At 33.4% G+C, this 20,652-nt stretch carries 25 protein-coding genes and 2 pseudogenes; 20 read left to right on the top strand and 7 right to left on the bottom strand.

The genetic code is table 11. The annotated features are described in order from the left end of the window. Nucleotides 1-155: 155 nt before the first annotated feature. From JFL43_RS16510 to JFL43_RS16485, 6 genes are all read left to right on the top strand, one after another. A complete protein-coding gene (locus JFL43_RS16510) occupies nt 156-686 on the top strand; it encodes a PadR family transcriptional regulator (protein WP_234447845.1) in 531 nt (176 codons plus the stop codon). A 115-nt stretch (nt 687-801) separates the two neighbouring features. After that, on the top strand, nt 802-1,551 hold the full coding sequence (locus JFL43_RS16505) for a hypothetical protein (protein WP_200749890.1): 750 nt from the start codon (nt 802-804) through the stop codon (nt 1,549-1,551). A 686-nt stretch (nt 1,552-2,237) separates the two neighbouring features. Continuing rightward, nucleotides 2,238-2,597 carry a PadR family transcriptional regulator gene (locus JFL43_RS16500; protein ID WP_100797704.1) on the top strand — a complete coding sequence of 120 codons (360 nt, stop codon included), beginning with the start codon at nt 2,238-2,240 and terminating at the stop codon, nt 2,595-2,597. Continuing rightward, nucleotides 2,561-3,340 (top strand): VanZ family protein, encoded by a 780-nt coding sequence (locus JFL43_RS16495; RefSeq protein WP_200749889.1) that lies wholly within the window; start codon nt 2,561-2,563, stop codon nt 3,338-3,340. The genes JFL43_RS16500 and JFL43_RS16495 overlap by 37 nt, the downstream gene beginning before the upstream one ends. Before the next feature lie 24 nt (nt 3,341-3,364). Then, complete coding sequence (locus JFL43_RS16490; RefSeq protein ID WP_100797702.1) at nt 3,365-3,562, top strand: hypothetical protein; 198 nt, start codon at nt 3,365-3,367, stop codon at nt 3,560-3,562. 288 nt (nt 3,563-3,850) lie between these two features. Further along, nucleotides 3,851-4,021 carry a hypothetical protein gene (locus tag JFL43_RS16485; RefSeq protein WP_200749888.1) on the top strand — a complete coding sequence of 57 codons (171 nt, stop codon included), beginning with the start codon at nt 3,851-3,853 and terminating at the stop codon, nt 4,019-4,021. A 337-nt stretch (nt 4,022-4,358) separates the two neighbouring features. Here the strand turns inward: JFL43_RS16485 and JFL43_RS16480 are convergent, their stop codons facing one another. Continuing rightward, entirely contained in the window at nt 4,359-4,559 is a 201-nt protein-coding gene (locus JFL43_RS16480; protein ID WP_200749887.1) for a hypothetical protein, read from the bottom strand. Nucleotides 4,560-4,623: 64 nt separating this feature from the next. Beyond that, a pseudogene (locus tag JFL43_RS16475) lies at nt 4,624-5,396 on the bottom strand (tyrosine-type recombinase/integrase). A 180-nt stretch (nt 5,397-5,576) separates the two neighbouring features. On the opposite strand from JFL43_RS16475, the gene JFL43_RS16470 reads away from it, so the two are divergent. After that, entirely contained in the window at nt 5,577-6,002 is a 426-nt protein-coding gene (locus JFL43_RS16470) for a GNAT family N-acetyltransferase (protein ID WP_200749886.1), read from the top strand. Nucleotides 6,003-6,149: 147 nt separating this feature from the next. Beyond that, a complete protein-coding gene (locus tag JFL43_RS16465) occupies nt 6,150-7,376 on the top strand; it encodes a TolB family protein (protein WP_200749885.1) in 1,227 nt (408 codons plus the stop codon). 254 nt (nt 7,377-7,630) lie between these two features. Here JFL43_RS16465 and JFL43_RS16460 read toward each other — a convergent pair whose 3' ends face one another. Further along, nucleotides 7,631-8,482: a DegV family protein gene (locus JFL43_RS16460; protein WP_200749884.1), complete on the bottom strand. Its 852-nt coding sequence runs from the start codon at nt 8,480-8,482 to the stop codon at nt 7,631-7,633. A gap of 130 nt (nt 8,483-8,612) precedes the next feature. Here JFL43_RS16460 and JFL43_RS23545 point away from each other — a divergent pair. After that, a pseudogene (locus JFL43_RS23545) lies at nt 8,613-8,882 on the top strand (hypothetical protein); the annotation flags it as partial. 29 nt (nt 8,883-8,911) lie between these two features. Here the strand turns inward: JFL43_RS23545 and JFL43_RS16450 are convergent. Both JFL43_RS16450 and JFL43_RS16445 read right to left on the bottom strand, forming a co-directional pair. Then, on the bottom strand, nt 8,912-9,124 hold the full coding sequence (locus tag JFL43_RS16450; RefSeq protein WP_200749883.1) for a helix-turn-helix domain-containing protein: 213 nt from the start codon (nt 9,122-9,124) through the stop codon (nt 8,912-8,914). Between the two features lie 13 nt (nt 9,125-9,137). Beyond that, nucleotides 9,138-9,665 (bottom strand): DUF2975 domain-containing protein, encoded by a 528-nt coding sequence (locus tag JFL43_RS16445; protein WP_200749882.1) that lies wholly within the window; start codon nt 9,663-9,665, stop codon nt 9,138-9,140. Between the two features lie 630 nt (nt 9,666-10,295). Here JFL43_RS16445 and JFL43_RS16440 point away from each other — a divergent pair. From JFL43_RS16440 to JFL43_RS16410, 7 genes are all read left to right on the top strand, one after another. Continuing rightward, on the top strand, nt 10,296-10,826 hold the full coding sequence (locus JFL43_RS16440) for a GrpB family protein (protein ID WP_100797685.1): 531 nt from the start codon (nt 10,296-10,298) through the stop codon (nt 10,824-10,826). A gap of 134 nt (nt 10,827-10,960) precedes the next feature. Beyond that, the gene (locus JFL43_RS16435) at nt 10,961-11,461 is read left to right on the top strand and encodes a tetratricopeptide repeat protein (protein WP_200749881.1); all 501 of its coding nucleotides are present in this window, start codon (nt 10,961-10,963) and stop codon (nt 11,459-11,461) included. Then, on the top strand, nt 11,442-11,951 hold the full coding sequence (locus tag JFL43_RS16430; protein ID WP_200749880.1) for a DUF4306 domain-containing protein: 510 nt from the start codon (nt 11,442-11,444) through the stop codon (nt 11,949-11,951). The genes JFL43_RS16435 and JFL43_RS16430 overlap by 20 nt, the downstream gene beginning before the upstream one ends. 338 nt (nt 11,952-12,289) lie before the next feature. Further along, nucleotides 12,290-13,570, top strand: coding sequence for a histidine--tRNA ligase (locus JFL43_RS16425; RefSeq protein ID WP_325166698.1), 1,281 nt, complete (start codon nt 12,290-12,292; stop codon nt 13,568-13,570). A gap of 66 nt (nt 13,571-13,636) precedes the next feature. Further along, nucleotides 13,637-14,098 carry a tRNA (N6-threonylcarbamoyladenosine(37)-N6)-methyltransferase TrmO gene (gene tsaA / locus JFL43_RS16420; RefSeq protein WP_200749879.1) on the top strand — a complete coding sequence of 154 codons (462 nt, stop codon included), beginning with the start codon at nt 13,637-13,639 and terminating at the stop codon, nt 14,096-14,098. A 157-nt stretch (nt 14,099-14,255) separates the two neighbouring features. After that, the gene (locus JFL43_RS16415) at nt 14,256-15,740 is read left to right on the top strand and encodes an amidase family protein (RefSeq protein WP_200749878.1); all 1,485 of its coding nucleotides are present in this window, start codon (nt 14,256-14,258) and stop codon (nt 15,738-15,740) included. Between the two features lie 112 nt (nt 15,741-15,852). Next, the gene (locus tag JFL43_RS16410; RefSeq protein WP_234447844.1) at nt 15,853-16,299 is read left to right on the top strand and encodes a GNAT family N-acetyltransferase; all 447 of its coding nucleotides are present in this window, start codon (nt 15,853-15,855) and stop codon (nt 16,297-16,299) included. A gap of 264 nt (nt 16,300-16,563) precedes the next feature. Here the strand turns inward: JFL43_RS16410 and JFL43_RS22730 are convergent, their stop codons facing one another. Further along, nucleotides 16,564-16,776, bottom strand: coding sequence for a hypothetical protein (locus JFL43_RS22730; RefSeq protein WP_234447843.1), 213 nt, complete (start codon nt 16,774-16,776; stop codon nt 16,564-16,566). A gap of 671 nt (nt 16,777-17,447) precedes the next feature. Then, nucleotides 17,448-18,098, bottom strand: coding sequence for a hypothetical protein (locus JFL43_RS16400; RefSeq protein WP_234447842.1), 651 nt, complete (start codon nt 18,096-18,098; stop codon nt 17,448-17,450). A 215-nt stretch (nt 18,099-18,313) separates the two neighbouring features. On the opposite strand from JFL43_RS16400, the gene JFL43_RS16395 reads away from it, so the two are divergent. The 4 genes from JFL43_RS16395 to JFL43_RS22725 all read left to right on the top strand — a co-directional run bounded on the left by JFL43_RS16395 (nt 18,314) and on the right by JFL43_RS22725 (nt 20,603). Next, complete coding sequence (locus JFL43_RS16395) at nt 18,314-18,577, top strand: DUF4279 domain-containing protein (RefSeq protein ID WP_200749877.1); 264 nt, start codon at nt 18,314-18,316, stop codon at nt 18,575-18,577. 120 nt (nt 18,578-18,697) lie between these two features. After that, nucleotides 18,698-19,267, top strand: a complete 570-nt coding sequence (locus tag JFL43_RS16390; RefSeq protein ID WP_200749876.1) for a histidine phosphatase family protein — start codon at nt 18,698-18,700, stop codon at nt 19,265-19,267. Between the two features lie 268 nt (nt 19,268-19,535). Next, the gene (gene rsgA, locus JFL43_RS16385; protein WP_234447841.1) at nt 19,536-20,261 is read left to right on the top strand and encodes a GTPase RsgA; all 726 of its coding nucleotides are present in this window, start codon (nt 19,536-19,538) and stop codon (nt 20,259-20,261) included. A 45-nt stretch (nt 20,262-20,306) separates the two neighbouring features. Further along, nucleotides 20,307-20,603, top strand: a complete 297-nt coding sequence (locus JFL43_RS22725; protein ID WP_234447840.1) for a ribosome small subunit-dependent GTPase A — start codon at nt 20,307-20,309, stop codon at nt 20,601-20,603. Nucleotides 20,604-20,652 lie beyond the last annotated feature (49 nt).

Here is a 20,652-nt window from a genome sequence, read left to right as displayed (position 1 = left end):
TGCCTTATTTTTATTCAAAAAACAATTTCATAGTTAAAAACGTAAGTTTTTCAGTGGCCTCTCATTAAGTAGGGTTTCTTTTTACTGTTATTGACAAAATTATCGTTCAAATGTAAAATACTCAACGTAGAGTATGTGTTTTGGAGGTATTTATTTTGACGCAACTACTTGTTTTAGGAATGTTAGATATTCGCCCAATGTCTGGTTATGATATACAGATGATGCTACAAGAAAATGATGTTGAGCGGTGGTCAGGTGTACTGGTTGGATCAATTTATCATGCGTTGAAAAAACTTGAAAAAGATAACTATATAGAAATAGAGCGAATAGAACAAACAGGTTTTCGACAAAAAGCTATATATAAAATTACTGAAAAAGGCAAGTCATATTTTCAAGAGTTGATATTTAAAGCAATTCAATCATCTTCTGTACCATACCCAACAGCTCTTTATTCTGGATTATCTTTTATAGATAAATTGCCTACAGAGCAATCACGTGAAGCTTTGGAGCAACAATTAGAGAAGTTAACTAAAGAGTTGAAGGCATTAGAGAGTGGTATAGATATTAAGAAAAAATATTTAGATGGGGAATTGCCGTCAATGGTACATTTGGTTTCTGATAACATGATCAATATTGTCAGACAACAAATCACACTTATTGAGAATATATTAGAGCTATTAGATTGAAAAGTGCTCCCTCTTTTTAGAGGGAGAAAAAAATACTCCAATAGTCAACGTTGAATACTTGGGTTTGAGTGTTTGGTTTTTCGTTAATTTATTTTCTTAAAAAGGAGAATGTTAGATGAAAATTGATCATTTAGTTATAAATGTGGACAGAAATTATCAAGTAGAGGGAGAACAAGTTACTGCAATTCGTCAATTGGGTTTACCTTATGAACCGAAAAAAGGAAAAGGGACGAAAGGTTTTAAAGCATCAAATATTTGGATAGGCAAAGAGTATTTCGAAATGATTAGCATATTGAAGAAAGATGGAGGAGGATGGAAGTCAGATTGGGTAAGTGCTTTTAACAGAGGTGAGCGGGGCCTGATATGTTTAATGCTTGATGTAGCAGATATAGATAAGTTAAGTACTGAATTACAGACCAAAGGGGTATCTATCTCGAAACCAGAAAGCTTGAAGATAAAATTCCTTTTTAATTTATTCTCAAAAACGTTACCATGGCGAAATAGTTATTTGGATTTCTTTCAAGGTGTTCCATTGCAAATTGGTTTTCAACAAATGAAAAATCAAAAAACAAGAGATTATATGGAGAAATATATGCTGCCAAATGCAGCGGAAAATAACATTGGTGGTATAAAAAAGATCACTATTAGTGGTAAATTTTCAAATACTGATTTTGAGATGTTAAAAATTGTTTTTGAAGATGTTTTGGTAAGGGAGAACAGACTGCACATCAAATTACAGAACTCACAAGAAGTAATTTTTGAAAAAGCCAGAGAGTATAAAGTGATGGTTAGTTTAAAGAGCAATGATAATAATTTGGTAGAAGAAAATTGTTGGATTGAAAATACCAAGTTGTGTTATGAGTAAAGGTAGAAAAAAGAAATATAGATTTATAGGGCTATCTCGGACATAAAGAACCTAGGAAAACAGTTGCTCTGCGTAATTTTAGCACTTCATCATGTACTAAAATAATTAATTACTGGCCATTAGTTCTCTAGTGGATAATTCCTATTAATCTTAGATCCTACTTTTAAGTAAATATTATTTATTTTATAATAATCGATCAATGGTTCTTATGCATAATAGTTAAAAGAAAGCCAGGAGTTTAGTTAATCTAATATCCACATAAAAAAAACGCCAGCTAAAATTAGCGGACGCAAAATAATAATAAGGGGAATATTTCCTCTTAAATATATACCAAGTTAACAGAAAAGTCCATCTTTTAATATCGTTTTTTAGTTACTTATAGTGTTTTACTATTATTATTCAAAGCGTTATTTTCCAAAGAAAACTCCTGAATTTATGTTGTTTGGAATTTCTGGGCTTATATGATTCTTAGTAGTAAGAAGATATTATGACAGAATAGACCAATACCGAAAAAATCGTTGTTATAAATGAGGTAGCAAGACGGTGTTTAGAAAAGAAAGGACAACTATAAAGAAGCCATTATCAAGCGGATCGATCCAATTGGCATTTTTTACAACAATTTACCTTGTAACACGATGTACATCGTGATAAGATGTTATTAACTAAAAATGGGGATGGTGGTAATTATGGATAAGGAAATTATGAAGGGCAGTATTGATATCCTGTTGCTATCGCTAGTGGCGAAGCAGGATATGTATGGCTATGAAATGGTGAAGTCACTAAAAGTAAATAGCAGTGAATTATACAATATGAGCGAGGGAACTTTGTATCCTGCATTGAAAAGGCTCGAAACAAAAGGCTGGCTAACTTCTTACTGGCAAACACCTGACACGGGCAGTAGACGAAAATACTATCAAATTACGGAAGATGGAAAAAAAGAACTTCAGAAAAAATTAAAAGAATGGAGTCAAATAAATTCACTTATTAACGTATGTTCGGAGGGGATGGCATGGATCAAGCCATTGAGACCTACATTCGAAGCATAGTAGGTGATCTCGATTGTAGTAATCAGGATAAAGAGGATATTGTGGAAGAGATGCGTGACCATTTATATACTGCCAAGGCTGACTATATGAATAAAGGCTTGGCAGAAGATGAAGCTACGAAGAAAGTATTGAAGGATTTCGGTCAAGTTGAGATACTGCACACGGGCTATCAGGAAACGGTTATTCCTCATTATCGTTCATGGAAAGTAATTGGATGGATGTTATTTAGTTTTTACGTTATTGTTGCACTACATAAGCTAATAATCGATCGTATTATTGACTTAGTATTGATTTATAAAGTTTATGGAGAACCACTCAACCCATTTGTTTTTTCAGACCAAAACAGTGGCATGTTATTTGATTATAGTGGATGGCGTTTTAATACAAATTTTATTCCGTTTAATACAATTTATAGTTATTTAACGAGTTTTGGGGAAATGAATACATCTATTATTCTCTATAATTTATTTGGAAATATGGTGATTTTCATTCCGCTTGGACTTTTATTACCAGTGCTCATAAAACGTTTTCGCCATGCAAAAAGCATTTTCAAACTGGCTGTAGTGACTAGTATTATAATTGAAGTAATACAATTCCTATTTTCTATAGGAAGAGCAGATGTGGATGACGTGATTTTGCTTACAGCAGGCGCGATGATTGGCTATATTCTTTTTGTCTATATTCAAAAGTGGCTGAGAGGTTTAAGTCGATCTAAGCACAATCAGAAAACTATAAGTGCTTAACTTTTAAATAAAGGAGAGGGCGTTATGAAGCGTAAAACAGTCATCATAAGTATTGTGTTCATTGTCTTTATGTTGCTCATTAGCTTAGCTACTGTGAAAAGGTATAGTATTCATAAAAAGAATATGCAGGATATCGACGAATGTTTTGATGCAAATGGTAGGACTTCACTTGAAACTGGTCTTTTTAGCTTTAGTCAAACTGTGTTATGTGAACAGGATTAAGAAAAGCGCAATCATTATTTTTTATTAGAAGTCAAGAAGTTAGATTATAGACTTATATAACAGCATTTCTATAGAATGTGCAACATTATAATGAATAGAATAAAAGCTGAACTAAAGATTATTCTTTAGCTCAGCTTTTATTTTGAATACAGATAATATTAATGAAGTTTATGGGGTAATAGGTGTATAATAACGAAAAATATTATCGTACTTTTTTCAACTAACGGGCAGTTTAGTTACATAAGAGATGCTATATTAAGATAAATAACTTCATAGGAGTTTATAACAATGGATGAAAAAGAACTGTTAAAATTAATCGAAAAAATGGCAGACAGAGGTTCTTATACTAGTAGTGAAGATTCACCTTCTTGGAATGCTTACAGAAAAGCAAGCGAAATAACAGATACTAGTGTTATTCCTTTTCTTAATAATTTAACGGGTGCGATTGTTCAATTATAGCAGTCGCTTCTTGTGCTAAACAATGCAGGATAGTTGAAGAAGGGATAGAAGGTTATTTTAAACAGATATATCAAAGTTAAATTTTAAATTTATCACTATATTGACTGAATATCTGAAAGATTTTGTGCAGAAGAAAGGGGCTATAAATTTGGCTGAAACTAAAAAAGTTAAATTCGCAGAAATGGAACTTAAAAACCGTTCAGTAGATGAAGCTGAAAAAGAAGTGATGGATTTTTTCAAGGCAGTGGATTTATTTGGCTGCTAATAGATCGTATCAGAAAGAAACTAATAAAGGATCACTCGGCTGGAAGTGACCCTAAATATAAAATATAAAGGACTATATGAACATTTGAGGTTTCTTAACTTTCATTGAAGCTACTTCTCCGCAATTCGTACAAATAGTCAAAATTAGTGGTGAACTCGAAAAATGGAGCATATCGAGCTTAATGGGCTTTACATTTGCCATAGATCCGCCTAATTCACCTTGTGCGAAGGAATCATTACCACAAGCCTTACAAACTAACGTATTGTTTTCCATATCATCACCTCTTTATGTAATTTATGTAAATCGTATCATAAACAAGCTGTAGCGTGTTTACACGCTACAGCAAACTAATGAACAATATGAGTAAAGTATTAAATAAGGTATGATAAAACTCTTTTCTAAGTCTCCCGCTTAGTTGAGCATGGATCCGAGTGGTTTCGCTTTTCTCATGCCCCATCAGACTTTGAATTACTTCAATAGGCGCAACATTGTTTAATAAATGGGTGGCGTAACTATGTCTGAGTTGAGGATGTCTTTCAGTCACGAAGATGGCTGGATCAGTGTCATTTCGATTGTCAATATAGCGTTTAAGCCATATTTCGCTCCGTATATTAAAATAAACTTCCCTCTCCTTATCACCTTTTCCTCTTACTATCGCAGATCGATTGGACCAATTAATGTCGTTCTTTTCCAACGAAACAATTTCCCCAATTCGGCACCCTATAGAGACCATAAACTCAAACATCGCTTTCTCCATTTCTGAATGACAAGCTTCACGAAGAAGTTCGATTTCCTTTTCAGATAAATACTTTGGTATTCGTTTTCCCACTTTAGGCTCTTTAATTTTGGAGGCGGGATTCATCTGTAGGTAACACGAAACAAAGACTTCATAAAGCGAATTCTATGTGAAAGGCTAGATGGTTTTAAATGCTTCCCTGAAACCGAAAGATATTCTTTCAGTAGATTTGTTTCTAAATTTGTTATTGCTATATCCTTAAAATACTTAATTAGTAATGACGCTTGGAGTCGGTAAGCTTTCAATGTCTGTGGGGAAAAGCCTTCAATTCGTTTGTCAGATTCAAATGCTTCCCATGCTTTTGACAGTAGCATTATTTTACCTCCTAAAAAGTTATTATTAAAGGGATTATTGCCAACTCTATCGAAATATAGACATATTGATATTTTACTAACGAGGCAGTTTTCTTCAATAAGCAAAAATGAATTATTTGTAAATACAAGTAATTTTGTGTGATGAAATATTTATTCAAAAACTTATATGGAGGGAAAATTATGAAAATAACTCAGCAATGGAATCAAGAAGACAGTGATTATATTCGTAAAAAGGTAATTGAACACAATCTTTCTAAACTACCAGATGATGTAAAACACCCAGTCAAAAATATTGGCTTTATCCTTAGAGATGAAGATGATAAAATTTTAGGTGGCATTACAGGAACGACTTTTTGGTATAACTTACATATTGATTTCTTATGGGTTGATGAATCTCTTAGAGGAAAAGGATATGGAAAACAGTTATTAGATAATATGGAGCAAATTGCAAGAGAGAATAGATGCAAACTCATTCAACTAGATACATTTAGCTTTCAAGCCCCAACTTTCTATCAAAAATATGGTTATGAAGTAGTTGGTGTAATAGAAGAACATCCTAATAAAGATAATCAACAGTATTATCTTTCAAAGAGACTTGCTTATTGAGATATCTTGTTCAACTAAAGGGGAGGTTAGTTTAAGAGTGTTGTTTAACTTGTATTCAACAATCGGGCCATATTGTTGAATACGGATAGTTGTTATTAATTTGGGCAAAATATGATTTGTTAAATCTTTTTAGTAGGAGGGATTGACGTGAGAATTCGGATTTTATTACTACTCACTCTCATCTGTTCTCATTTTTCGTCGATAGCAAGTGCAGAAGTCCCACTAACAGCTGTATTTATCCGTGATCATCAGTTATGGCTCAAAAAGAGTGGTCAAGAAATACAACTTACGAAGAACCGGTATGTGTATACTCCGAAATGGTCATATGACGGTCGTTTCATTGGATTTATTGATGGTGATGAAAAGGGAGAAAAATCGGATTTATTCATTTATGATACAAAGGAAAAAGAAAGCTACCAACCTTACGTAAGGGTCGTAACATCTGACTTTAAATGGTCCCCGAACAAAAATCAGTTGGCCTACAATGATCAAGGTCTATTAAATGTGACAAAAATAAAGAATGGCCGGCCGCAAGGATTTGAAAATGTCTCATTAGGCGTTAGTGGTTTTGAATGGTTTCCGAACGGGAAAGAATTTATTGTTTCCTCACAATCCAACTTACTTCCTACAGGATGGAGCCCAATCCCACTTTATAGAATTCCAGTAGATGCAAATCTTGCTAGAGATAAAATAAAGCCCTTTTATACGATTCAAACTAAAGAACCTGACTTGTTTGGGATTGATGCCAATTATTTTAAGTGGAGTTCTGATGGGAAGTGGGTTAGCTTTTTAGTTGTCCCTACAGCTTCTTGGTCCATGGACAGTAATACATTAAGTGTATTATCATCACAAGGAAAACACTTTCAAGCAGTGGGAAAAATGTTAGAGTTTAAAGACTGGTTTAAGTGGGCTCCTTCTGCCAATCAATTGGCTTATATTTCAGGAGAAGGAAGATTTTTCGTTGAAAACAAGAGAATGACGATTGCCGAAATCCCAATATTTAAACAACAAAAAGAATACACACCTAAAGGATTTGTAGACCTTGATCTGGAATGGTACTCTAAAGATTTTGTAATTGTAGCTCGTGCAAAAGAAAACAAGGAGTGGAAAGAAGGACCTGTGCCAACTATGTTCACATCACTTTACGCTATAAACATAAGAACAGGAGAGCAAAAACAAATCTCATTTCCAGGGAAGAATGAACTTGACGAAGATCCTCAAGTTGTTGGACCTTACCTTACTTGGTTTCGAAAGATAGCAGAGCAAACTAAAGGTGATGTATGGGTAAAAAATGCTTTAAATGGTCAAGAGCATATATGGCTTAAAAATGTAGATTACGCTCCAACGTTTTTTACACCGGGGCAAAGTCCTTAAGAATATGTTAAAAAAATCTTATTCAGCAATCGGGCGCAATTGTGGAATAAACTTCACTTTTCTTATTCAACTAACGAGGTGCGTTAGTTGAACAAGAAACTGACATAGGTAGGTACTTTTTTTATTGGTTGAAACTTCCTTATTGTTGTAAATTCGCATTTTCTTTACTCTATACCTAAATAAAGTGGTATAAGACAAAAGGCTTCTTCTTATCGATGAAGCCTTTTTAGATTTTCAATGTACTGTATACAAGGTTAAACTTCTATTCCTGCAATCCCAAATCCTCCAGGACCAGAATGAGTAGAAATCATAGCACCGGCTTGAATCCAAGTTATATTTTTGAATCCAGTTTCATTTGCCATTTCATTTATCCGTTGCTTGATATTTTCACTGAGTCCGATTGAGAATATAAAATAAATTTGTTGTCTATCAATGTCATATTGATTTAAATAATCACGCATTAATTTTTCAGCAACAGTGCTCATATTTCCACGATATTTTTTAGTTGAAACAAGCTTTCCTTCTACTAATTCAATGCATGGTTTTATTTTCAACAAAGCACCTCCGAGATAAGCTAAATTACTTACTCGTCCACCTGCTCTTAAAAAATCTAAGCTACCAGGAATGAAAGCAAGCCTTGATTTAGGAACCTTTGATTCGATTTTTTCTATTAAGTGAACAGGATCAATCCTTGGTTCTTTCTCTAGCAAAGTAACAGTATACATCACAACTGCAGTTAATCCACCTGTAACGTTCAAAGCATCAATTAAAAAAAGATCCTTTAAATCTTCCGCTGCTATTAACGCATTTTGAAAGGAAGAAGATGCCTTTGACGTATAACCAATATGAATAATGATACTATCAGGAAAATCCTTTCTAATTTTCTTGAAAAACGCCTGATACTCATGGACATTAGTGGCAGATGTAGATGGTATCTTTTTTGTGCGATCATAAAAATTATAAATTTCATTTACGGATAGATGACCATCTAAATAATCTTGACCATCCATGATTACGTGCATCGGTATCACTTGTACATTATGTTTGTCCGCTAAAACTTCCGGCAAATCGGCCCCACTCTCAGTCGATAAAATAATTCTTCTCATTGTACATCTCCTCCAACTTACATTCTATTAGTGCAATTTACTCTAACTATACATTAAAAATGTGGGATATATATTGAAATGAATTCAACTTGTAAAGTAATGGTTTTATTTAACTAGGTGGCATGTCTCTCCTCTACTAGCAAATATAGCTTTACATTGCCTAGAAAGTCTATTGAATATAAGATATAGACAAGTTAAACGAGGGGTTAAAATTGCATATGAAAACAGAGGTAAATATGTGGTTGCAAGATACGCAGACGACTTTGTAATCATGTGCGAATCCAAAGAGGATGCCGAAAATCTATATCAGCAAATGAAATCATATTTAGAAACAAGAGGACATCTGTATGAAGAGTGTTGTTTATCTTGTCTTCAACATTCGGGCCATATTGCGGAATAGTTGAAAACTGACATATAACAATTGTTTTGTTATATGTCAGTTTTTTCTTCATATTCGAGTATATCACCAGGCTGACAATTTAATGTCTGGCAGATTTTTTCTAATGTGGCAAAGCGAATACCACGCGCTTTACCTGTTTTTAGTATTGATAAGTTAACTTGGGTAATTCCAATTTTTTCTGCTAACGCTTTTGAAGAAATTTTTCTTTCTAGCATTACTCGATCTAGATTAATTTTTATCATTAGGAGCTCCCACCTAAATCACGTTGTTAGAATCGTCTTGTAAAGATATGCCGTATTTAAAAACCACATAAAGCGTATAAACGATGGATAACAAAAGAATTTTTCCTATTAAACTTGGCCAAGAATTTGGAAAAATATCAATGACATTGTACGCATGTACTTGCGCAAATAGCAGCTGACTAATGAAGTCCAAAACGGTAAAGCTAGTAATCGAGATTAAGATTAGTTTTAGGTATGTAAGATTTCGAGAAACAAAGAAGTGTTGTTCGTAAATATTACCAATCATTTTGTGTAGAGCGTACATAATGATAAATAAACAAGCAATGATTGCTAGCGCGATTAAGCAAGAAAGTACTAAAAACCATACTGATAGGTTTGTGTTTGAGTTATACTGTAGCAATTGTTTTTTGACTCCGTTTGGTACTAACAATAAAGCTCCAGCCCCAAATAATAGCATTAACCCAGCAAACGTACATAAAACTTGAGCAATTAGCGACATAATTGATAAAAATTTTAGGACGGTCTTGGTAAAAAGATTCATTAGAAATCACCTCCTTATATTACATATTATTCTAAATTAATAAAATATTATTGTCAATCAATAAAATATTATTGTAAAACAATAATGTTTTTAATAATTTTTTTCAAGGAGAGTCCTGACGTATAGCTTTAAAATTTAGTTTGATCAAAACAATTCAAAAGTTTGGTGTGTTCAAAATGAAAGATGGGCGACTGGAAAGAAATCTTCCATAACCAAAGAAATTGAAAATAGCCGTAATAATAGAAGTGTTGATTCAACATAGCTTCAACAATCGGGCGCGTTTGTTGAATAAACTTCATTTTTCTTGTTGAACGAACGGGGTGCTTTAGTTTAATAAAAAGGAAAAAGCGTTACATATTAGTCATATAAAATATGTAACGCCCTTTTATTTATTTGTCTTTTTTTAATTTAGGTCTTGATAAACATTTTTAGTCATGTGCTCCTATTCATAATATGTGCAACACTATAAACAAGTCATTATACAATAAAGTATCATGTACGATTACTTGCCTTTAATGTTACGGATTAATTGCTCTTTTTCTATATCCCATATAACAAAAAATACAAATAATGTTAGTGTTTTTTTGGTGAATATTATAATATAGTCTTAAAGAACAAGGGAGGATGGAAATGACTGGATTGCAAAAAGGTGAAGTGTATATAGTCGAACATGAGGATAGCTGGGCTCAGTCCTTTGTATGTGAAAAGGACATTTTACAAAACATTCTAGGAGAGTGGGTTGTAGACATTCTGCATATTGGTAGTACCGCTATTCCAGGTTTAAAAGCAAAGCCGCTAGTGGATATCCTTGTTGGAGTAAGGAAATTAGAAGATTTTCAGAAGTTTGATTTTCAAAAACTAAAAGGGCAAGGCTATTATCATTTAGCGAAGGTTAAAATAGAAGGTAAAGAAGTCATCGCAAAATTTGCAAGTTTAGAACCACTCATCAAAACGCATGTTGTGCATATTGTTGAGTTTGAAGAAGAATGGTGGCAAAAGCATCTACTATTCCGCGACCGCCTTATAGCGCAGCCTGAATTGGCAAAGGAATATGAAGATTTAAAAGTAAATTTATCAAAAGAATTTCCAGAAAATGAAACTGCCTATGCTAATGCGAAGCTTGGGTTTGTGAAGAGAGTCCTAGCGATGAATATGGAATAACTTTTGAGGAGGTATAGCTAATAGATATTGCAGTACTAAAATCAAATCTACTAAGTCTAAATGACTTTATTTATTTTGATAAAAACCAATACTTACGTGAAAACTGCCATAATTATGAAACATTAAAAGAACTGTTGCTTCAATTTGAAGAGGCATTAAAAAGGATAGAACCAGATTCAATCAATGAGCAGATTTTTTTATACGGTACTATTGGTAATTTATATCGAATTGCTGGAGATAGTAAGCAAGCTATTAGTATGCTAGAAAAATGTTATAAGCTTGCTGAAGAGAGTGGTATAAAAAAATCAAGAATTGCTAATCTGATACGTTTAGGCGAGGCATTTAAATACGCTGGACAATATGAAGATGCATTAAAGTCGTTTGATATAGCCATTCAAGAATTAATGCCAATAGATGATTGTGATTTATTGGATTTTGCTATGCAGCATAAAGGGAAGTGTCTAATGGAAGTGGGTGAATGGAAATCAGCGCTTTCTCAGTTTCACAAAGCGTTGTGCATTAGAAAGCGGAAGGGCTCAAAATCTTTAATAAATTCAACCGAACTTGCAATACAATTTGTAAAAGAAAAAATAGATAATAACGAAAAGATAGTATTTGGAAAATGTAGTGATTAAAGTGAATTTTAAAACCATTTTTTTATTATTGATCGCTCTAATTGTATTATTTTTCACGACACTTGCGAGTTGGTATGAAGGGGCTCAGATATTAGATCATCCATTAGAATGGAAGTACACAGCTGTCTTTTCTAATTGGATTAACGGTGAAATAGTTACGTCTAAAGATATTTTAATGATCGATTATTTTGTGTATGCAGCAAAATTTGCACCCATATTCCCACTTGTTACGATAAGTTCTTTGCTATTTGTTGTTTTTCAAATGGGCTTTTTAATCTTTAAAGATAATAAAATGCTTATGAGTATATTTTTAGGATTTATGGCTATTGGATCATTTGTTGTATCTGGAGTGTTATTCAGTTCCCCTACAGAAGGTCTAATACTATTTTCGATATTTTTTGGAATAGTAGGTATAATTTCAGCTGTAAGTCTTCTTCTTTTAAAAAAAGCAAAAAAGATGAAAATATGTCAATTGGGAATTATTAATTAGATCTCCTTTTCACAAGGCAATAGTCGTTTGAAAAAAGAAAGACAATCCATCTTTAAGGAATTCAACAGAGTTGGAAATCCAATTTGTAAAAGAAAAACTGGCAATATTTAAATTTTCTAATTACTGCGAGAAGGTAATAAACAAATACGAGGTGAATTATATGTTACTGAAAAAATTGCAATGTAACACATCACAATTCCATCATCACATCTAGTCTTGCTATCCGATTTATAAAAATCGCGTATAGGAAGACTATTCATAATGAACTGCATCGATAAAGGCTATCACTTTTATCTGGTGCAGTTTTTTTATTTTCTAAAAAACAGGAGGAATGACTAATGAGAAAAATGGATTACCAAAATGTTAAAGGAACACAAGATTATTTACCTGAAGCCGAGGTGATTAGACGGAAAATTAGAAGAACGCTTGAGGATACATTTATACAATACGGCTGTAAACCACTTGAAACACCTATTTTGAATTATACAGAGCTAATGGCTTCAAAGTATGGTGGCGGAGCAGAAATTTTAGAAGAGATGTATACATTAATCGACCGAGGTGAAAGAGATTTAGCGCTTCGCTATGACCTAACGATTCCTTTTGCAAAAGTTATTGCGATGAATCAAACGATTAAAATGCCTTTTAAACGATATGAAATCGGGAAGGTTTTTAGAGATGGGCCGATCAAAACAGGTCGATTTCGTGAATTTACACAATGTGATGTAGATATCGTCGGTGTAGATTCTCAAATTGCTGAAGCAGAGCTTATGGAAATGGCACTTTCCGCCTTTGCCAAATTAGATTTGAAAATTGCCATTCAATATAACAACCGCAAATTACTATCCGGTATGTTAGAAATGTTTGAAGTACCTTCTGAACAAATGAGTGCCGTGATTTTAGTGCTTGATAAATTAGAGAAGGTTGGTGTTGAAGCAGTTAAGAAGGAGCTCAGTGAATTAGGATTATCATTAACAGTAGTTGAATCCATCGAGCGCTTTTTAACAGATGATGAGAATTCAAGCATCTATTATTTTGAGCCATTTACTAAAGCTAATGAAAATATTGAACAAGGTGTAAAGGAATTAAAGAAGCTCATGTCATTTCTCGCATATTTGAAAATTTCAGAGCAATGTGTTTTTAATCCATTCTTAGCAAGAGGCTTAGAAATTTATACGGGTACGATTTATGAACTGTTTTTAGTGGATCAAACGATTAAATCGAGTATCGGCAGCGGGGGAAGATATGACAATGCAATAGCAGGATTACTAGGAACGGATCAATCTTTCTCAACTGTTGGCATTTCATTTGGATTAGATGTTATATACACAGCTTTAGCATTGAAAGATCCAGCTGCTTTAGAGCCATCATTAATCGACTTTTACATCATACCGATGAATACATTAAAAGAGTCATTATTAGTCGCAACGGAGTTTAGACAAAGGGGATACAATGTAGAGTTAGATATGAGCAATAAAAAATTAGGCAAGGCGCTAGAACGTGCAAATAAAGACGGCATTCGCAATGTGATTGTAGTTGGTGAAAATGAGGTGAAGAGCAACCAAATAACGGTGAAAAATATGGAGACGGGTGAAACGAGTATAGAACTATTTCAATTTTAAAGTTTACCTAGAATCAGTTATGTTACAATTAACATAACTATAAAAATATACCATATGGAGGTAGCGATGAACTACTCAATCAGACCAATAGCCATTGTTAATAATGATCGCAAAGAAATTAAAGATGATCACTGGGGTTCAATTGTGTCAACTATTGAACTTTCTGAAGATATAAATGAAGCATCATTAAAAGGAATTAATGAGTTCTCTCACTTAGAAATTATTTTTTATTTTAATAAAGTCTCTGACGACAAGATTAATTATGATGCAAGACATCCAAGAAACAATAAAGACTATCCTGAAATCGGGATTTTTGCACAAAGAGGTAAAAATAGACCGAATAAATTGGGTGTAACCATTGTAGAGCTGTTAGAAGTCAAACATAGAAAGTTAATTGTAAAGGGATTAGACGCAATAGATGGGTCCCCAATTATCGATATAAAGCCAGTTATGCGAGAGTTTTTACCAAAAGGGGATATTATACAACCCAATTGGTCGAAATCTATAATGGATAACTATTGGGCCTAATTTACTGGCCAATTTATATTTTGAATCCATTAATAGGAAAAGATAGTAGAGAGGAAAATGGCCTTGAAATAAATCTAATCCATTTTTTGTGAATTTTGCAACAAACGTATATAGTCTAGCACATGGGGAATTTAAGAGAATAATAAGGGGTGTATTCATGAGTATAATTTTTAAAGATTTTTACCAAGAAGAATTAACGATTGATGATTTACAAAACGCGATGATGAGTGGAGAAGTGACTTCTAAAGAGTTAACGATGTATTACCTTGATCGAATTGCAAAATATGATCAAGATGGACCAAGAATCAATTCCATTCTTGAAATTAATCCTGAGGCGCTTTTTATCGCGGAAGCATTAGATCATGAAAGAGCTGTCAAAGGATCAAGAGGGCCTTTGCATGGAATTCCAGTTGTGCTGAAAGATAATATTGAAACGAATGATTATATGCATACAAGTGCAGGCACGCTAGCGCTTGAAAATTATTGTAGTTCAACAGATGCTTTTCTAGTGGAAAAACTTCGTAAGGCTGGAGCGGTTATTTTAGGGAAGGCGAATATGACGGAATTAGCCAATGCGATGTCGAGTACCATGTGGGCTGGCTATAGTGCTAGAGGTGGGCAAGTGCTAAATCCATATGGCGACCCTAATCTTTATGTAGGAGGTTCTAGTTCTGGTTCTGCCGTAGCAGTAGCTGCAAATTTCTCCGTATTAGCAGTAGGAACTGAAACAGATGCATCTATTCTTAGCCCAGCGACTCTAAATTCAGTTGTTGGTATTAAACCAACTGTTGGATTAATAAGTAGAACAGGGATAATACCTTTTACATATTCTCAAGATACAGCGGGCCCCTTTGCAAGAACTGTCAAGGATGCAGCAATTCTTTTAGAAGCAATGGTAGGTGTTGACGAGGACGATCCAGCTACGCATAAGTTGAAAGAGAAGGGTATAGAAAATTATACAAGCTATTTAGATGCTGATGGATTAAAGGGCGCTAGAATAGGTGTCTTTACTCATGGTTCTGACGAATTTTATAACTCGGATGAATATGACGAGGGATCATTTAGAAATGCTGTTCAAATCATTGAAGAGCAAGGGGCAACAATTGTGGAAAATATTGAAATTCCAGCATTTCATAGAGAATGGAGAAGGGGCGTTCTTTTATATGAATTGAAGCATAGCCTTGACAACTATCTGTCAAAACTCCCAGCACAGCAGCCTGTACATACTTTTAGTGAATTGATCCAGTTCAATAAAGATCATGCAGACCGTGCATTAAAGAATGGACAAGACAGATTAGAGCAGCGCGAGAATCTGCCAAATACATTAAGTAATCCAGAATATTTGAATGCCCGTTTAGAGGATATCTATTTTTCTGAACAACAAGGAATTGGATATGCATTAGAGAAATACGACTTGGATGCCATACTATTCCCATCTTATATAGGTTCAACTATTTCAGCAAAAGCAGGTTACCCAACAATTGCTGTTCCAGCAGGCTATAAGGAATCAGGAAGACCTTTTGGCATCACATTCGCAAGCACAGCTTTTAATGAAGGTACATTGATCAAGATGGCTTATGCATATGAACAAGCGACAAAACATAGGAAAGTGCCGAATATTTTAGATGGTGATGAAAAGTGAATAATGCTAGAAAACTATGTTCTATTCAAAATTGCAAAACGCCGAAAAATACACAATTATTGTGGAATATTTACTAACTTAATAATAATATTTTATAGAGAAAGGTGATAGTTTGATAATAGGGATTAGTTCAAAAATCATCCAGCCTTCTATTAGGGAATTGTTATCATATGCCACATCTATCGAAAAAGTCGACCAAGCTTATATAATGTATATAGAATCCCATAACCAATCATTATTTGGTTATAAAAATGGAAAAGAAGATATATCTGGTTGTATTGGGGTAGAAATCAAAGCCAATAACTGTGAAATAAGGCATATCGCCGTCTCTCCTGAAGAAAGGGGCAAAGGGATAGGCGGCAAGATGATTGAGTTTATCATTGATAAATATTCACTAACTAATATTACTGCAGAAACTGATAAAGATGCAGTAGAGTTTTACAGAAACTTAGGCTTTAAGATAACTTCATTAGGAGAAAAGTATCCAGGAATCGAAAGATTTTTGTGCGAGCGAATTATAGAAATAACGCACCTCTCCAATCAAAGAATAGATGATTAAATGTTCTATTAATAGTTCGCTTGTAATTTTTATTATCATAGCATCTGTGAGTATAGTTAGTTAGTATTAGAAAATCTAAAAGACAAATTAAATAGTGTACAAATGCCCAGCTGACAACCAGTTGGGCTTATTGTTCGCCTATCAAGACTTGACAACAAGTGCTCTTATAACTTCATACAAAATAGTTCCTCACCATCAACAAAGCGTCCTGTATTCACAAACCTCAAGTTCTTATATATCTTTTTCCCACGTACATTTTCTGGATCAGTGGATAAATTGATTTCCTTGCATCCGTCTAGTTTCTTCATCTCCTCTATTACTAGTAAAACCGATTAATTTGCGATCATGTTCAATCGCTTTTGTAATCCATGTTTTTTCGTATTGTGCTTGTACAATTGACAAAGCATTTGAAGCTATGTATTCTTCACATAATGTTGGCATAATTTCTTTATTTGTTGTTAAAGAGACGACATCCAACCAATTTGTTTTATCTATTTCTATCAGGTAACATATAAAATTATTTTTTTGAAAATAAGCTTAGTTTCTACATCGCTACTAGCTCACTTTTCGATAATAGTATATACTCGAAACCGCGGTGGCAAGAATCGAAAGAAAAATAATCATGATTAAGTATTGTCTAAAATAGATAGTACCAGCAGGCACAAAGAAAATAACTACAGCTAACAAAATAAGCAATAATGTATACATTGATGAACCTATTTTTAATTTGATAATAAATGTCATCTCATCTTTATTTCCTATTTTTTTCGATAATATGATAATGGAAATAGTATAGATGGATGGACACTGTCAGGTTAAATCCTTGTACTAAAACACCCGTTACTGTACCTAATGTTGCTAATCGTTTTATTGCTAATTATTTTAAAGGCTTTTGAGATATAATACACTGTAAAAATGAAAATCTAGCAAGTATATTTTTGGGATATATCTCTAAAAAATCTAAGTTAATAGTATATGAAGTTACCCAAAATGTTAGAAAAATATTTTAGACAGCTATTAAGGATTAAACCCTATACTGCACAGGGCTCAATCCTTTTAGTTTTGTCTTAATTCATTTTTAAATGTATTGGAAGATAATAAATATATTCATCTATTAATTGGATATTTTGATTTCTTAATGTAACAGCTTAAGATTTATTTGTTAAGTTGCCTACTGATGAAAAAGGTTGCTCCACTTTGGTTATTCCCGAAATACCTTGCATATTAAGTAAATCTAAAATTTGTCCTAGACTATCATGATCTTTTATCACAATAAAATTAGGTGTGTATCGTTTGTTTTTTATGTTCAATGTCAATTTATAAGCATTATTCCCTTTAGAATTAAGACCATAGAGCTCATGCCAACGAATTATTTTTTCTGCTTCATAGCCCTTTATTTGATTGGAAGAATAGTACCTTCCATTAAAGATTAATCCATTTGGTAAAATGAACAAATTACCACGATGTCTAACCGCGTTAATGATTGCAAAAAATATATAGGCAACACTAAAGAAGGAATATTCTAACAAGTCTGTTACAAGAACAATCCATAATAGAATTGTTGATAATATAATAGCAACCACGGTTCCCCATTTAACATACTGATAAGACTTCGTATTTTTGCTGAGAGGTTCCATCTCTCTCCACTCAACTGGAAGGATGATACTATTAAACTCATCTTCTTTACTAGGATATAGTGCATTTTTAGAGAGTTGAACGGCTTTATTTAAATTTAATCGATATCTAATTAGATAGTAAACACCAAGAACAAAAATAACAGTAAATAAAAAATCTAACACCACTTCATAACTCCTCCATCCATAAATAAGTATTAAAAAACAACAGTGTTTTTTAATACTTGTTTCCACTGTTCTATGTATAAAAATTATACTACAAAATGGTTTTGTTAGGTTAATGTGTATATTTTTAGTGATTATAATAATACAAATTAAAAATAAGGAGCTGAGTAGTTTATAGCTATGGAGCAGGTTATATCCTAGACTAGACATAAAAAATGAAAGAAGGTTGTTGGGAATTAGAAACAGGATATAAAGAAACTGTTGATACAGATGAACAATTGGATAAAATCTTATTTCTCCTTACGAGCAAAGAAAAAGAGTTGTTAGAAGTTAAACGATTATACGATGTTGAATTTAAGTATGACATAGTAATTGTAATAGAAGATGGAGATTTCAATGGAGTTAGACTAGAACCTGATTTTATTCAATTCGCAGCGCGCATTGGAGCGATCGTTGAGTACAATACGTATATCAATTAACAAATAGATATTATTCATGATATTTGGACGTGCTTTTATCCAAAGAAGGAGTCTTTCATTATTTAAAAAGGACCGTTGAAATAAGGAGCTACTCTCTTTATTCACAAAGGAAGGGAAGTTTTGAAAATCAATATTTACTTTATTAGACATGCAGATTCGCCATTTATTTTTGGTCAAGAACGTGAACGGCCACTTTCTGAAAAAGGAAAAGAATTGGCTGAGAAACTTGTTAATTCATTAAGTGAAATTGAGTTTGATGCGGTGTTTTCTAGCCCCTATAAACGGGCAATACAGACCTTGGATGGACTAATCGAACCTTCTAAGGTTGTCATTGAAGAAGGTCTAAGAGAACGAGCGATTAAAGGGCAATATAAATTACCTCAAAATGAAATAGATGTAGCACTTTGGAAGTCATTCGAGAATATAGACTTTTGTTTAGAAGGTGGAGAGTCAATCAGAGAAGCCCAGAATAGATCATTACCTATTATTCTTGATATTTTAGGAAACCCAAAGTTTGAAAATGTAGCTATTGGAACCCACGGCAATATCATGACATCTATATTAAATTACTTCAAACCTTCACTTGGATATGATTTCTGGAAATCGACCGAAAAACCAGATATTTATCAAGTAACTTTTGATGGTTATCACTTACTAGCTATTGAGAAAAGAAGATTTAATAATACATAATATTTAGGGCGCTACAGATTAAAATAGAGAGTTAAAAATAATAAATTTGTTTTGAAATGGTTTGTTATCCGTCGCAGTTTTTTTTAGGTATATATAGAATATTTTTCTAATCGATGGTATATTGACTGTATTAATAAATGAGAGGAGTGGGTGTTTTATGACTAATACATATTTTACTGGAATTGAAACTTTGAGGGAGGTACGTGTTAATTAACCCCATACATTAGGCCTTCCAAAAGTTGTACGTAAACTTTAGGAGGATGGTACGTTGAATATTGAAATGAAAGATTTGGGTTTAAATGAGTTTTTCTTAAAAGAGGTAAAACATTTTGAAGGTCTCCATGTTGGAAGAGTGTCTTCACTATCAAAAGGGATTTATAAGTTAATTACTGATCAAGGTGAGCTGAAAGCGGAGGTTTCTGGAAAGTTTCGTTTCAAAGCTACAGGAGCCAGAAATTATCCGACCGTAGGAGACTTTGTTATGATTAAACGAGCTGATGGGAATAGTATAATTCACCATGTGCTATCTCGAAAAAGTTTACTTGTACGCAAAGAAGCCGGAATGACCCAAGAAACCCAGCTTATTGCGGCTAACATTGATAAAATTTTTATATGTATGTCGTTAAATAATGATTTTAACATAAGACGAATGGAACGCTATCTATCGATTGCATGGGATAGTGGAGCAGTACCAGTTATCGTGTTAACTAAGGCAGATTTGTGTGAAAATGTTGAAGCGATGCTAGAGGAAGTGTCTAAGATTTCTATAGGCGTTGATGTAATCGTAACGTCAAGTGTCGATAATGGGGGCTATGAACCCATCAAAAACTACTTATTAGGTGGACAGACGGTAGCTTTTATTGGATCATCTGGTGTTGGAAAATCAACATTAATAAATTCGTTACTTGGTCAAGAGCTCATTGAAACAAGAGGTCTTAGAAATGATGATAAAGGAAAGCATACGAAAACAAGACGCGAACTTTTTACGATATAGTGACTTGGTGTTGTCATTGATACCCCTGGTATGCGAGAGTTGGGGGTGCAAAGTGTTGATTTATCAAAATCATTTTCAGATATCGATGTGTTAACGAAGCAGTGTAAATTTAATGATTGCCAGCATAAGAGTGAACCAGGTTGTGCCGTACAGCAGGCCATTACAAATGGAGAGCTTTCAAATAAAAGATTACAAAGCTATCTAAAGCTTGAAAGAGAAGCAAGACATGCTGAGCTGAAAGCCGAGGGTCGGGAAAAAGAAAGACTAAAATATAGGATTGATAATTTGCGAGAAATAAAGCGATTTAGGAAAGCTGTTAAGGCAAAAAATAGAAGAAGATAAATATACTAACATTAGTAGTGCAAACCAAGGCCATGGTTTGTGCTACTAT

The organism is Viridibacillus soli, from assembly GCF_016612995.1.
Classification (GTDB): domain Bacteria; phylum Bacillota; class Bacilli; order Bacillales_A; family Planococcaceae; genus Viridibacillus; species Viridibacillus soli.
Note: the sequence above shows the minus strand (reverse complement) of the source record. Positions and strands in the feature narration are given on the sequence as shown.